General features: G+C 68.5%; 10 protein-coding genes and 1 pseudogene. 4 read left to right on the top strand and 7 right to left on the bottom strand.

Annotated features, from left to right (window positions below):
• On the top strand, window positions 1–666 hold the full coding sequence (gene bluB / locus A6A40_RS26470) for a 5,6-dimethylbenzimidazole synthase (RefSeq protein WP_108548815.1): 666 nt from the start codon (window positions 1–3) through the stop codon (window positions 664–666).
• 172 nt (window positions 667–838) lie between these two features.
• Here bluB and A6A40_RS26465 read toward each other — a convergent pair whose 3' ends face one another.
• The 7 genes from A6A40_RS26465 to A6A40_RS26435 all read right to left on the bottom strand — a co-directional run bounded on the left by A6A40_RS26465 (window position 839) and on the right by A6A40_RS26435 (window position 9,262).
• Window positions 839–2,122 (bottom strand): TRAP transporter large permease, encoded by a 1,284-nt coding sequence (locus tag A6A40_RS26465; protein ID WP_108548814.1) that lies wholly within the window; start codon window positions 2,120–2,122, stop codon window positions 839–841.
• Window positions 2,113–2,652 carry a TRAP transporter small permease gene (locus A6A40_RS26460; RefSeq protein WP_108548813.1) on the bottom strand — a complete coding sequence of 180 codons (540 nt, stop codon included), beginning with the start codon at window positions 2,650–2,652 and terminating at the stop codon, window positions 2,113–2,115. Before A6A40_RS26460 ends, A6A40_RS26465 begins: the two co-directional genes overlap by 10 nt.
• Window positions 2,653–2,715: 63 nt before the next feature.
• Window positions 2,716–3,720 carry a TRAP transporter substrate-binding protein gene (locus tag A6A40_RS26455; RefSeq protein WP_108548812.1) on the bottom strand — a complete coding sequence of 335 codons (1,005 nt, stop codon included), beginning with the start codon at window positions 3,718–3,720 and terminating at the stop codon, window positions 2,716–2,718.
• A 532-nt stretch (window positions 3,721–4,252) separates the two neighbouring features.
• A complete protein-coding gene (locus tag A6A40_RS26450; RefSeq protein ID WP_108548811.1) occupies window positions 4,253–4,894 on the bottom strand; it encodes a TerC family protein in 642 nt (213 codons plus the stop codon).
• Window positions 4,895–5,160: 266 nt separating this feature from the next.
• The gene (locus tag A6A40_RS26445) at window positions 5,161–6,246 is read right to left on the bottom strand and encodes a Gfo/Idh/MocA family protein (RefSeq protein ID WP_108548810.1); all 1,086 of its coding nucleotides are present in this window, start codon (window positions 6,244–6,246) and stop codon (window positions 5,161–5,163) included.
• Window positions 6,246–7,067, bottom strand: a complete 822-nt coding sequence (locus A6A40_RS26440; protein WP_108548809.1) for a GntR family transcriptional regulator — start codon at window positions 7,065–7,067, stop codon at window positions 6,246–6,248. Before A6A40_RS26440 ends, A6A40_RS26445 begins: the two co-directional genes overlap by 1 nt.
• Before the next feature lie 149 nt (window positions 7,068–7,216).
• The gene (locus A6A40_RS26435) at window positions 7,217–9,262 is read right to left on the bottom strand and encodes an NADPH-dependent 2,4-dienoyl-CoA reductase (RefSeq protein ID WP_108548993.1); all 2,046 of its coding nucleotides are present in this window, start codon (window positions 9,260–9,262) and stop codon (window positions 7,217–7,219) included.
• Window positions 9,263–9,556: 294 nt separating this feature from the next.
• Between A6A40_RS26435 and hyi the strand changes: the two are divergent.
• The 3 genes and pseudogenes from hyi to A6A40_RS26420 all read left to right on the top strand — a co-directional run.
• Window positions 9,557–10,344, top strand: a pseudogene (gene hyi, locus A6A40_RS26430) (hydroxypyruvate isomerase); the annotation flags it as partial.
• Window positions 10,345–10,424: 80 nt separating this feature from the next.
• Window positions 10,425–11,309, top strand: coding sequence for a 2-hydroxy-3-oxopropionate reductase (gene glxR, locus A6A40_RS26425; RefSeq protein WP_108548808.1), 885 nt, complete (start codon window positions 10,425–10,427; stop codon window positions 11,307–11,309).
• Window positions 11,310–11,488: 179 nt separating this feature from the next.
• Complete coding sequence (locus A6A40_RS26420) at window positions 11,489–12,763, top strand: glycerate kinase type-2 family protein (RefSeq protein ID WP_236784053.1); 1,275 nt, start codon at window positions 11,489–11,491, stop codon at window positions 12,761–12,763.
• Window positions 12,764–12,822 lie beyond the last annotated feature (59 nt).

The following is a 12,822-nucleotide window of genomic DNA, read 5'->3' as shown; positions in this document are numbered from 1 at the left end:
ATGGCCAAAGAGAAGGACGAGGCTTTCACCGCGGCGGAGCGCGATGCGCTCTACAAGGCGATCTTCTCCCGCCGCGACGTGCGCGGGCAGTTCCGCCCCGATCCGGTGCCGGACGAGGTGCTGGCGCGCATCCTGCTGGCCGCACACCATGCGCCGTCGGTGGGCTTCATGCAGCCCTGGAACTTCATCGTCGTCACCGACAAGGATGTGAAGTCGCGCATCCATGCCGACTTCACCCGCGCCACCGAGGAAGCGGCGGCGATGTTCGAGGGCGAGCGGCGCAGCCTCTACAGCCGCCTGAAGCTGGAGGGCATCCGCGAGGCACCGATCAATCTCTGCATCACCTGCGACCGCGAGCGCTCCGGCCCGGTGGTGCTGGGCCGCACCCACATGCCGGCGATGGACCTCTACAGCTGCGTCTGCGCCGTTCAGAACCTGTGGCTGGCGGCGCGGGCGGAAGGGCTGGGGGTCGGCTGGGTCAGCATCCTGCACGAGGACGCGCTGCGGGACGCGCTGGGCATCCCGGAACGGATCGTACCGATCGCCTATCTCTGCCTCGGCCATGTCACCCATTTCGAGGCGACGCCGGAACTGGAAACCAAGGGCTGGCGCAAGCGCCTGCCGCTGGAGGATCTGGTGTTCCGCGACCGCTGGCAGGGCGAATGAAGGACGGGGCGCCAGCCCCGCACAGGGATGGCGCCCGCCGCCGCTCCAGCCAGAAACCCGCGGCCTGAAGCCGGCGCAAAAAATGGGCCATCGGCGGAAAGCCGGTGGCCCAGTCCAGGAGAGAAATCGTTCAGGAGAGTGTTTGTTCAGGAGAACCGCGGCCCGCCCCGGTTCAGTTCATCAACAGACGCGGCAGCCACAGCGAGAAGGCCGGAACATAGGTGACCAGCAGCAGCGCCACGAACAGCGCCCCGTAGAAGGGCGTGATGGAGCGCATCACTTCGCCCACCGACACGCCGCCGATGGCGCAGCCGATGAACTGGGTGGTGCCGACCGGCGGGGTGTTCAGGCCGAGCGCGCAGTTGATCAGCATCACGATGCCGAACTGCACCGGGTCCATGCCGTAGGTCATGGCGATCGGCAGGAAGATCGGCGTGCAGATCAGGATCGTGCTGGCCATGTCCATGAAGGTGCCCAGCAGGAACAGGATGATGTTGATCAGCAGGAAGATGACGATCGGGTTGGACGAAATGCCGGCCAGCAGTTCGCCGGTCATGTCCGCCACCTCATAGAGTCCCATGAGGTACTGGAACATCGTCGACACGCCGATCAGCAGCAGCACCACACCGGTGGTCTTCACCGTCTTGGCGGCGGCGGCCAGGAACTTCTCCAGGGTCAGCGTGCGGTAGACCAGCGTGGTCAGCAGCAGCGCGTAGATCACGGCGACGGAGGCCGATTCGGTCGCGGTGAACACGCCGCTGGTGATGCCGGCCAGGATGATGACGACAATCAGCATGCCCGGCAGGGCGGCGGCGAAGGTATGAAGCAGGATGTCCCAGCCGGGGAAGGATCCCTTGGGATAGCCGCGCTTCACCGCGACGTAATAGGCGGCGCCCAGGTTGCAGACCATCAGCAGCAGCGCCGGCATCAGGCCTGCGGCGATCAGCGCGCCGATGGACGCCTTTCCGCCGGCGGCCAGCGCGTAGATGATCATGTTGTGGCTGGTCGGCATCAGCGCGCCGACCAGCGCGGCGTGGGTGGTGACGTTGACCGCATAGTCGGCGTGGTAGCCCTCCCGCTTCATCATCGGGATCATCACCGCGCCCATGGCCGACACGTCGGCGACGGGGGAGCCGGCGACGCCGCCGAACAGGGTGCAGGCCACCACGTTGGACATGCCCAGCCCGCCGCGGATGTGGCCGACCATGCTCTTGGCCGCGGCGACGATCTTGTCGGCGACGCCGCCATGCAGCATCAGCTCGCCAGAGAAGACGAAGAAGGGAATGGCCAGGAACGAGAAGACGTTCATGCCCGACATCATCTGCTGGAAGACCACCGCGACCGGCAGGCCTTCATAGAGGATGGTGCAGAGCGCCGACAGGCCGATGGCGAAGGCGACCGGAATGCCGAGGATGAGGAAGCCGAAGAAGGTGATGCTGAGGATCATCAGTTCCATGACGGCTTTACCTCCTCGCCGCGCAGGATGGCGACGATATGCTCGATGGAGAACAGGACGATCAGCACACCCGACAGGACCAGCGGCACGTAGCGCACGGCTTCGGAGATGTGAAGGTTAGGGATCGTGTAGGACATGACCGAACTGCCGAGAACCCAGCCGTTGTAGGCCATGCAGCCGCCGAAGAGTCCGACCAGCGCGTAGATGAAGATGTCCATCTTGCGCCGCGCACTGTCAGACAGCATCACCAGCAGGGATTCGAGCCCGATGTGGCCGGCGTCGCGGACGCCGACGGCGGCACCGATCAGGGTGACGTACAGCACCAGCACGATGGCCAGGCTTTCCGCCCAGGTCGGCGAGTTGTTCAGCACGTAGCGGCCGAACACCTGATAAAAGACGACCGCGACGATCGCCATCAGACCGATGATGGCGACATACATGCCGGTTCTGGCCAGCGCCGCGTTCATCCGCGTCAGCCAGCCGTCGGAATGCGGCGGGCTGACATCCATTGCTTGCAGCTCGATATCCATGCTGCGGCTCCCCTTGGGTGGCGGCACCGTCCCGCCGGGACGGCGCCGCGCCTCACCCCTTGCTTACTTGGTTTCCTGGACGCGCTGCACGAGGCTCTGGAGCTTCGGCGTGTTGGCGAACTTGTCGTAGACGGGCTTCATCGCATCGATGAATTCCTGCTTGTTGGCGACTTCGACGATCTGGGCGCCGGCCTTCACGACGACGTCCTTCGACTTCTGCTCGCGCTCTTCCCACAGCTTGCGCATGTAGGGCACCGACTCCTTGGCGGCCTGGCGGACCAGGGCCTGGTCGTCCTTCGACAGGCGGTCCCAGGCGACCTTGGAGAAGACCAGCACTTCCGGCGCCATCGCGTGCTCGGTCAGCGTGTAGTACTTGGCCGCCTCGAAGTGGCGCGAGGACTCATAGGACGGGTAGTTGTTCTCGGCGGCGTCGACGATGCCGGTCTTCAGCGCGGTGTAGACCTCGCCGAAGGGCATCGGCGTGGCGTTGGCGCCCAGCGCCTGGATCATGGCGACGAACAGGTCGGACTGCTGGACGCGGATCTTGGCGCCCTTCATGTCGGCCAGCGTCTTGTAGGGCTTGGCGGCCGAATACATGTTGCGCGAGCCGCTGTCGTAGAAGGCGAGGCCGACCATGCCCTGGCTTTCCATCGCCGCCAGGATCTCGTCGCCGATCGGGCCGTCCAGCACGCGGCGCATGTGGCCGGTGTCGCGGAAGATGAAGGGCAGCGCGGTGACCATCGTCTCCGGCACCACGTTGTTCAGCGGCGCGACGTTGATGCGCATCATCTCGAGCGCGCCGATCTTCAGCTGCTCGATGGTGTCCTTCTCGTTGCCGAGGGCGCCGTTCGGGAACACCTTGATGCCGAGACGGCCGTTGGTGCGTTCCGCCAGCAGCTTGCCGACATAGCGCGCGGCCTCGACGGTCGGATAATCGGTCGGGTGGATGTCGGCGGACCGGAAGTCGCGCGCGGCGGCCGGAGCCGACAGCATCGGCGCGGCCATCATGCTGCAGACGGCACAGGCGGCCAGCAGCGCGGTGCGGACCGAAGTCAGAGCAAACTTCATAGGTTCTCCTCCTGAGTGCGGGGCCGGAGCCTGAGCGGGCCGGCCTCTCTTGTTCTGGTGTTTCCGGATTGCCTGGTGGCCGGTGGGCCGCCTGTGAGTGACTGGATGAACTATGGACCGGTTGCAGGCGGTGCGTGGGTGGGAACCCGGTGCGGCCGCTGGCTTTCGCAGCGCTGCGACCGCGCCGCGCGCGGCCGGAGATTGCGCATGGCCGACACAGGCCCCGCCCTTGCCCCCATCCTCATTCCGCCCCGCTTGCCAACGGTGCCGCCCCCCGGCGGCTCCCTGTTCACGTCGCTTAGGATATTAGTATATCACTCTGCGTGCAAGTCTGAAAGTTCAAGGCGGCAACTACCGTTTGGACTTTAAACCGATTTCGATTGGCGGGGGAGAGAGGCAAAGTGACGGCGGATGCGGGGTTCAGCCAGTACACGCATCGCCGCAGGGGGGAGGGTGCGACATTCGGCCCCAGCACTCGCCGCGGCCCTCCCCCCATTTCGCTCAAACGCGGCGCCGATTGCTCTCCGGCCGTTCAGCCGTGACCGTTGACCAGCGGCCACACTTCCAGGGCGCCGCGGTAGATCATGTGCAGGGCGACATACAGGATGACGGCGAGGCCGACATAGGCCAGCCAGCGGTGCTTGTGGAGAATGCGGGCGATCAGGCTGGCGGCAAGCCCCATCAGGGCGATGGACAGGGTCAGGCCGATGACCAGGACCCCCAGATGCTCGCGCGCGGCGCCGGCCACGGCCAGGACGTTGTCGAGCGACATCGAGACATCGGCCACAACGATCTGCCAGACCGCTTGCGCCAGCGTCTTGCGCGGGCCGGCCATTTGGGTTCCGCCGTCGTCCTCCAGCACCTCGACCGCCTCGTCCTCGTCCTGGGGCTGGCGCAGTTCGCGCCACATCTTCCAGCAGACCCACAGCAGAAGCACGCCGCCGGCCAGCAGAAGCCCGATGATCTGGAGAAGCTGGGTGGTCACCGCCGCGAAGCCGATGCGCAGCACGGTGGCGGCCAGGATGCCGATCAGGATGGCCTTGCCGCGCTGTTCCCGCGGCAGCCCGGCGGCGGCCAGACCGATGACGATGGCGTTGTCGCCGGCCAGCACCAGGTCGATCATGATGACCTGAAGCAGCGCGAGAAGCGCCTCAGTTGTGAATAGCTCCATCATTTGAGCGGATGTCCTCGCATCACGAAAAAGTCGGTCGGAGCGACCGCGCGAGGGCTGTTCGGACCGGCCGGGTCATGCCGAAGCATCGACGGGCGGCGTCGGTCGGGGGCACGGGGCGCGGGCCGCTCCTGGTGTTCCCAGTCCGACATCGCAACCGGTGAGGTTGCCAGAGGGGCCCGGCCTGGTGCTGGCGCTTTACGCCAAAGCGGTGGTTTCCGCAAGGCCGCACACCGCGCGGACCGGCGGACGGTTCTGCAGTTGCAAGATCAGCGGTCGGCGACCTCCACGGTTGAATGTCCGGCAGCGGCCTGCAGGATGGCCTCGATCAGCCGGTGCACTTTCAGCGCCTCCCGCCCGTCCACCCGCGGCCGGCGCCCCTGGTCGAGCGCGTCGAGGAAATCGGACAGCACGGCCCGGTGATGCTGGTGCGAGAAGGCCATCGGGTCGGCCCCGCCGCCCAGCGTGGCACCGTCCTCGCCCGCGACGATGCGCCCGCCGCCGACCAGCTGCACCTCCAGCCGGTCGCCGGACAGCAGGGCGGACCCGCCGGTTCCGGCGATCTCGATCCGCTCGGGATAGCCGGGATAGGCGGCGGTGGTGGCGTCGATGGTGGCCATCATGCCGTTGCCGTAGCTGAGCGCCGCGGCGACCACGTCTTCCGTATCCATGCATTTACCCATGCCCGTGGCCGGGCTGCGCAGCACGCTGGTGGCGGCGAAGCCGGCGACCTGCTGCGGCAGGCCGACCAGCCCGACGAAGGCGTCCAGCGTGTGGATCGCCTGGGTCAGCAGCACGCCGCCGCCGTCCCGCGACTTCATGCCGCGGCCGGGCTGGGCGTAATAGGCGGCATCGCGCCACCAGCGCACCGACACCGCCGCCGACAGCGGCCGGCCCAGCGTGCCGTCGCGCATCACCCCGGCCAGCCGCTCCACCGAGGCGCGGAAGCGGTGCTGCAGCACGACGCCCAGCGTCAGCCCGGCCGCCTCCATTGCCGAAACCACGGCGCGCGCGCCCTCCGGCGTGGCGTCCAGCGGCTTTTCCAGCAGCACATGCTTGCCGGCGGCGGCACAGCGGGCGACCAGTCCGGCATGGCTGTCGGGCGGGGTGAGCAGCAGGACGGCGGACAGCGCCGGATCCTCCAGCAGGGTCTCGATCCGGTCGACCACCGGCAGTCCGTGGCGGGCGGCGAAGGCGGCGCGGCGCTCGGCCGAGGGGCTGAAGCAGCCCGCCACCTCCACCCGGTCCCGAAGGTCGATCAGGCTCTGCGCATGGGGGGCAGAGGCCATGCCCAGGCCGATCACGCCGATGCGGCGGCGGCCGGATGCAACCGAAGATTCTAGCGGGGCGGCCATCAGGGCGTTCCTTCCATGGCTGCGCCTGTCAGTCCTGCGTCGCTCAGGCTGCCGGAGAAATAGAGCGGGGCGGCGTTGCGCACGTCGTCCACCGTGATCTGCAGGTTGTCCAGATGCAGGGTCAGGCTCCGTTCGGCCCGGTCTGGATCGCGGGCGGCGATGGCCTCGACGATGGCCTCATGTTCGGCGATCACCGTGCGCATGCGGCCGGGAACCGGCAGGGTCAGCCGCCGGCAGCGGTCGAGCTGGACCTTGGCCTGCTGGATGATCGTCCAGAATCCGGGATAGCCCGCCATTTCGGTGATCAGGGCATGGAAAGTCTCGTCGGCCTGATGGAAGCCGTTGGCATCGCCGACCGCATCGACCTCGCGCTGCTGCTCCAGGCAGGCGCGCAATGCTGCGATCTGGCTGCGGCTGGCCCGCTCCGCCGCGAAGCGCACCGTGGCGCGCTCCAGAACCTTGCGGATCACGCCGGCTTCCGGCAGCGCCTCCAGCGGGATGCGGGCGACGAAAGTGCCGGATTGCGGGAAGATCTCGATCAGCCCCTCGTCCGCCAGCCTCAGCACCGCCTCGCGCACCGGCGTGCGGCTGACGCCATAGGCCTCGGCGATCTGCTTCTCGACGATTGGGTCGCCCGGCTTGCGCCTCAGCGACACGATCTCCGCCCGCAGATCGCGGTGGATGGCGTCGGCCGCCGTCGGGCCGCGCCGCACGTCGCGCCGGGCCGGCGGGCGGACCTGCAGCGGGGCGGCCTTGCCCGGTTTGGTCGGACGGGTGGCTGCGGTGGAACCGGTTTTGGCCGGCGGGTTGCCCGATGGCATGGCGTCCAGCCTCCTCAGGAGCGACTGTCACCAGAATACTAATATATCAGCTAGGGCGGCAAGCAATTTCGCTCGTCCCCCGTCGCCAACGGGTGTGACAAAGGCGCCCGCATACCCGCCATGGCTGTGGTGCGGTGGGCGGCGCGTCCTTAAAGGGCGGCCGCCAGCTTGGTTCCCTGGGCGATGGCGCGCTTGGCGTCCAGTTCGGCCGCGATGTCGGCGCCGCCGATCAGGTGGACGGCGAGGCCGGCAGCCTCCAGCGGGGCCTGCAGCTCGCGCAGCGGCTCCTGCCCGGTGCAGAGAACGATGCTGTCGACTGCCAAGGTCTGCACCCGCTCGCGCGTCTCACCGAAGCTGACGGTCAGCCCCTCGTCGTCGATGCGCTCGTAATTCACCCCGGACAGCGCCTGGATGTTCTTCATCTTCAACTGGGCGCGGTGGATCCAGCCGGTGGTCTTGCCCAGCCCGGCGCCGGGCTTGCTCGCTTTGCGCTGGAGCAGCACGATCTCCCGCGCCGGCGGCGTCAGGTGGGGGCGGATGCCGGCGACGCCGCCGCGCGCCTCGGCCGGATCGGCAACCCCCCACTCGGCGCGCCACAGCGCCGGCTCCAGGCTGGGCGACGGCCCCTCATGCGCCAGGAATTCGCTGACGTCGAAGCCGATGCCGCCGGCACCCACCACCGCGACGCGCCGGCCGACCGGCTTGGCGCCGCGCAGCACATCGATGTAGGTCAGCACCTTCGGATGGTCCTGGCCGGGGATCTTCGGGTCGCGCGGCACCACCCCGGTCGCCAGCACCACCGCATCGAACCCGGCGCCCGTCAGGTCGTCGGCGCTCACCCGCCGGCCCAGATGCAGCGCCACCCCGGTTTCCGCCAGCCGGTTGCGGAAATAGCGCAGCGTCTCGTGGAACTCCTCCTTGCCGGGGATCAGCTTGGCCATGTTGAACTGGCCGCCGATCTCGTCGGCCGCGTCGAACAGATGGACCTCGTGCCCACGCTCCGCCGCCGTCGTGGCGCAGGCGAGCCCGGCCGGGCCGGCGCCGACCACGGCGACGCGCTTGCGCTTGGTGGCCGGCGCGATCACCAGTTCCGTCTCGTGGCAGGCGCGCGGGTTGACCAGACAGCTCGCCGTCCTGCCGGAGAAGATATGGTCCAGGCAGGCCTGGTTGCAGGCGATGCAGGTGTTGATCGCCTCCGGTCTGCCCGCCGCCGCCTTGGCGACGAAGGCCGGATCGGCCAGGAAGGGCCGCGCCATCGACACCATGTCGGCCAGCCCCTCGCCGATCACCGCGTCGCCGACCTCGGGCGTGTTGATGCGGTTGGTGGTGCAGAGCGGGATCGACACCGCCTCTTTAAGCTTTCCCGTCACCCAGGCGAAGTTGGCGCGCGGCACGCTGGTGGCGATGGTCGGCACCCGCGCCTCGTGCCAGCCGATGCCGGTGTTGATGATGGTGGCCCCGGCCCCCTCGATGGCCTGGGCAAGCTGCACCACCTCCTCCCATGTGCTGCCATCGGGGATCAGGTCCAGCATGGACAGGCGATAGATGATGATGAAGTCGCGCCCGACCGCCTCGCGCATGCGCGACACGATCTCCACCGGGAAGCGCATGCGGTTCTCATAAGCGCCGCCCCATTCGTCGGTGCGCTGGTTGGTGTGGGTCACCAGGAACTGGTTGATCAGGTAGCCTTCCGACCCCATCACCTCCACCCCGTCATAGCCGGCCTCGCGCGCCAGTTCGGCGCAGCGGACATAGGCCCGGATCTGGCGCTCCACCCCCCGCGCGGTCAGGGCGCGCGGGGTGAAGGGGGTGATCGGCGACTTGATGCGCGACGGCGCCACCGACAGCGGGCTGTGGGCATAGCGCCCGGCATGCAGGATCTGCAGCGCGATCTTGCCGCCTTCAGCATGCACCGCGTCGGTGATGACCCGGTGCGCCCGCGCCGCGCCATGCCGCGCCAGGGTGGAGCCGAAGGGCGACAGCCACCCCTCCACATTGGGCGAGAAGCCGCCGGTCACCATCAGCCCGACCCCGCCGCGCGCCCGCTCGGCGAAATAGGCGGCCAGACGCGGGAAATGGCGGCGGCGGTCCTCCAGCCCGGTGTGCATCGACCCCATCAGCACCCGGTTCTTCAGTACCGTGAAGCCGAGGTCGAGCGGGGCCAGCAGATGCGGATAGGGTTGGGAGCCGGGCATGGTCACGGGCTGGCTCACTGGGTGGTTCCTCCGGCTTGTGAAGACGGCGCTTCTGGTGGCGCTGGGGATACGGATGATCCGTGCTGCGGAGCCTAGTTCAGGGTGACGTATGCGTCAACATGGTTCCGCGACGATCCGCACTCCCCCGTCCGCATTGTCCGCCAACCCCGCTTTCCGCTGGATGAAAAAGGCGTCTGCCGAACTGGCTCAAGGCCCTGCGCGGCGGTCAAGCTCCCGACCCAAGGGCCGCCCCTCCATCCGCGGCGGCCAATTCGCGCAACCGGGAGTTCGGCCATGGTGCAGTTCGCCGCCAACCTGACGATGCTCTACAACGAGCATCCTTTCCTCGACCGATTCGCCGCGGCGGCCGATGCCGGCTTTCGTGGCGTGGAGTATCTGTCCCCCTACGACTTCCCCGCCGACGCGCTGGCCGAGAAGCTGCGCCAAAATGGCTTGACCCAGGTCCTGCACAATCTGCCGGCCGGCAACTGGGGCGGCGGCGAGCGCGGCATCGCCATCATGCCCGACCGCGTGCAGGAGTTCCGCGACGGCGTCGCCCGCGCCATCGACTATGCCGGCACGCTGGGCTGCAAACAGGTCAACTGCCTCGTCGGCATCCTGCCGCAGGACGGCGACGCCGCCGCCGCGGAAAGCACGCTGACCGGCAACCTCGCCTATGCCGCCGATGCGCTGGCCGGCGCCGGGATCCGGCTGCTGATCGAGCCGATCAACACCCGTGACATCCCCGGCTTCTACCTGAACCGCACGAAACAGGCGCTGGACCTGATCGCCAAGGTCGGCTCCGGCAATCTGTACGTGCAGTATGACATCTACCACATGCAGATCATGGAAGGCGATCTGGCCCGCACCATCGAGGCCAACCTCGCCCGCATCGCCCATGTCCAGCTGGCCGACAACCCCGGCCGCTTCGAACCGGGCACCGGCGAGATCAACTATCCCTTCCTGTTCAAGCATCTGGACGCCATCGGCTACGGCGGCTGGGTCGGCTGCGAATACAAGCCGAAGACGACGACGGACGAGGGGCTCGGCTGGTTCGCCCCCTACAAGACCGAACCGGCACANCCCACCGAAGGGGGGGGAGGGTTAGGGAGGGGGCACCCGCCGCAGCATGCCCACCCATTCAAAGAGAAGGACCACAGTCATGAAGGTCGGATTCATCGGTCTCGGCATCATGGGCACCCCGATGGCGGGGCATCTGCTGGACGCCGGTCACACCCTCTACGTCCACGACATCAAGCCGGTCCCGGCCGAGCTGACGTCCAAGGGCGCCATCCCCTGCCCGAGCGGCCAGGAGGTCGCGGCGGCGGCCGAGGTCGTCATCACCATGGTTCCCGACACGCCCCATGTCGGTGCCGCCCTGTTCGGCGAGAACGGCGTCGCCGCCGGCCTGTCGGCGGGCAAGATCGTGGTGGACATGTCCTCGATCTCCCCCATCGAGACCAAGGAATACGCCAAGCGCATCAACGATCTCGGCTGCGCCTACCTCGACGCGCCGGTGTCGGGCGGCGAGGTCGGGGCCAAGGCCGCCTCGCTGACCATCATGGTCGGCGGCCCGCAGGAGGCCTTCGACACGGTCAAGCCGCTGTTCGACAAGATGGGCAAGAACGTCACGCTGGTCGGCGGCAACGGCGACGGCCAGACCACCAAGGTCGCCAACCAGATCATCGTCGCGCTCACCATCGAGGCGGTGGCCGAGGCCCTGCTGTTCGCCTCCAAGGCCGGCGCCGATCCGGCCAAGGTCCGTCAGGCGCTGATGGGCGGCTTCGCCTCCTCGCGCATCCTGGAGGTCCATGGCGAGCGGATGATCAACCGCAACTTCACCCCCGGCTTCCGCATCGAGCTGCACCAGAAGGACCTGAACCTGGCGCTGAGCGGTGCCAAGGCGCTGAACCTGTCGCTGCCGCACACCGCCAGCTGCCAGCAGCTGTTCAACGCCTGCGCCGCGCAGGGCGGGGCGGCCTGGGACCATTCCGGCATGCTGCGCGCGCTGGAACTGCTGGCCGGGCACGAGGTGGGGGCGAAGTGAGGTGAGATTCGGCGCCGGGTTGCCCCCTCCNTTAAGGAATTCATCGACTTTAAGCGGGGGAGGGTTAGGGAGGGGGCAATCGGCGACACCAAACACCACCCCACCCGCACCATTCCCCCACCCCCCATTCCCGTGCATCCTATCCGCCCCGCTCCCGACGCGACCATGAGCACCGCCCCATGACCACCGCCATGACCACAGACGCCCTGCTCCACGACCTGTTCCAGGCGGCGCTCACCGCGGTGACCGCCGAGACTAGGCTGCCGGCGGCTCTGCCGCAGCCGCCGAAGGGCCGCACGGTGGTCATCGGCGCCGGCAAGGCGGCGGCGGCCATGGCGAAGACGGTGGAGGACCATTGGCCGGGACCGCTGACCGGCCTCGTCGTCACCCGCTACGGCCACGATCTGCCGACAGAGCGGATCGAGGTGGTGCAGGCCAGCCATCCGGTGCCCGACGCCGCCGGACAGGAAGCGGCACGACGCATCGTCGAGATGGTGCAGGGACTGACCGCCGACGACCTCGTGCTCTGCCTGATCTCCGGCGGCGGCTCCGCCCTGCTGGCGCTGCCGGCGCCCGGCATCACGCTGGAGGACAAGCGCGCCGTCGCCAAGGCGTTGCTGAAGAGCGGGGCCGACATCGGCGAGATGAACTGCGTGCGCAAGCATCTGTCGGCGGTGAAGGGCGGGCGGCTGGCGGCCATGGCCCATCCGGCGCGCGTCGTCTCGCTGCTGGTCTCCGACGTGCCGGGCGACGACCCCTCGGTGATCGCCAGCGGCCCGACCGTGCCCGACCCGACCAGCTTCGCCGACGCCCGCGCCATCCTGGCCAAGTACAACATCACCCCGCCGCCGGCCGTGGCCGGCTTCCTGGAAGCGGCGGCGGACGAGACGCCGAAGCCCGGCGACCCGCGCCTCGGCGGTGCCGAGACCACCATCATCGCAACCCCGCAGGATGCGCTGGAGGCCGCGGCGGCACTGGCCCGCGACCGTGGCTACAATCCCGTCATCCTGGGCGACGCCATCGAGGGCGAAGCGCGCGAGGTCGCCAAGGTCCATGCCGGCATCGCCCGGCAGACCGCCCGCCACGGCCAGCCCGCTCCGGTGCCCGCCGTCATCCTGTCCGGCGGCGAGACCACGGTGACGGTGCGCGGCCAGGGCCGCGGCGGCCGCAACGTCGAATTCCTGCTGGCGCTGGCGGTGGCGCTCGACGGCCATCCCGGCATCTGGGCCGCCGCCTTCGACACCGACGGCATCGACGGGACGGAGGACAATGCCGGCGCCATCCTGCGCCCCGACACGCTGAAACGGGCCGAGGCGATGGGCCTGGATGCCAAGGCCTTCCTCGCCGACAACGACGGCTACAGCTTCTTCAAGGCGCTGGGCGATCTGGTCGTCACCGGCCCGACCCGCACCAACGTCAACGATTTCCGGGTGATCGTGGTCGAGCCGGCCTGACCTTCGGCAAGAAAGCGGCTGACGGGCAAAGCCGCTTTCCCTGTCGAACGCATCGCGCC

This window comes from Azospirillum humicireducens, assembly GCF_001639105.2.
Lineage (GTDB): Bacteria > Pseudomonadota > Alphaproteobacteria > Azospirillales > Azospirillaceae > Azospirillum > Azospirillum humicireducens.
Note: the sequence above shows the minus strand (reverse complement) of the source record. Positions and strands in the feature narration are given on the sequence as shown.

Excerpts from the sequence above, each read along its gene's own strand:
- A6A40_RS26440 (WP_108548809.1), bottom strand. The coding sequence starts at position 7,067 with ATGCCATCGGGCAACCCGCCGGCCAAAACCGGTTCCACCGCAGCCACC.
- A6A40_RS26465 (WP_108548814.1), bottom strand. The coding sequence starts at position 2,122 with ATGGAACTGATGATCCTCAGCATCACCTTCTTCGGCTTCCTCATCCTC.
- A6A40_RS26445 (WP_108548810.1), bottom strand. The coding sequence starts at position 6,246 with ATGGCCGCCCCGCTAGAATCTTCGGTTGCATCCGGCCGCCGCCGCATC.
- bluB (WP_108548815.1), top strand. The coding sequence starts at position 1 with ATGGCCAAAGAGAAGGACGAGGCTTTCACCGCGGCGGAGCGCGATGCG.
- A6A40_RS26435 (WP_108548993.1), bottom strand. The coding sequence starts at position 9,262 with ATGCCCGGCTCCCAACCCTATCCGCATCTGCTGGCCCCGCTCGACCTC.
- glxR (WP_108548808.1), top strand. The coding sequence starts at position 10,425 with ATGAAGGTCGGATTCATCGGTCTCGGCATCATGGGCACCCCGATGGCG.
- A6A40_RS26460 (WP_108548813.1), bottom strand. The coding sequence starts at position 2,652 with ATGGATATCGAGCTGCAAGCAATGGATGTCAGCCCGCCGCATTCCGAC.
- A6A40_RS26420 (WP_236784053.1), top strand. The coding sequence starts at position 11,489 with ATGACCACCGCCATGACCACAGACGCCCTGCTCCACGACCTGTTCCAG.
- A6A40_RS26455 (WP_108548812.1), bottom strand. The coding sequence starts at position 3,720 with ATGAAGTTTGCTCTGACTTCGGTCCGCACCGCGCTGCTGGCCGCCTGT.
- A6A40_RS26450 (WP_108548811.1), bottom strand. The coding sequence starts at position 4,894 with ATGATGGAGCTATTCACAACTGAGGCGCTTCTCGCGCTGCTTCAGGTC.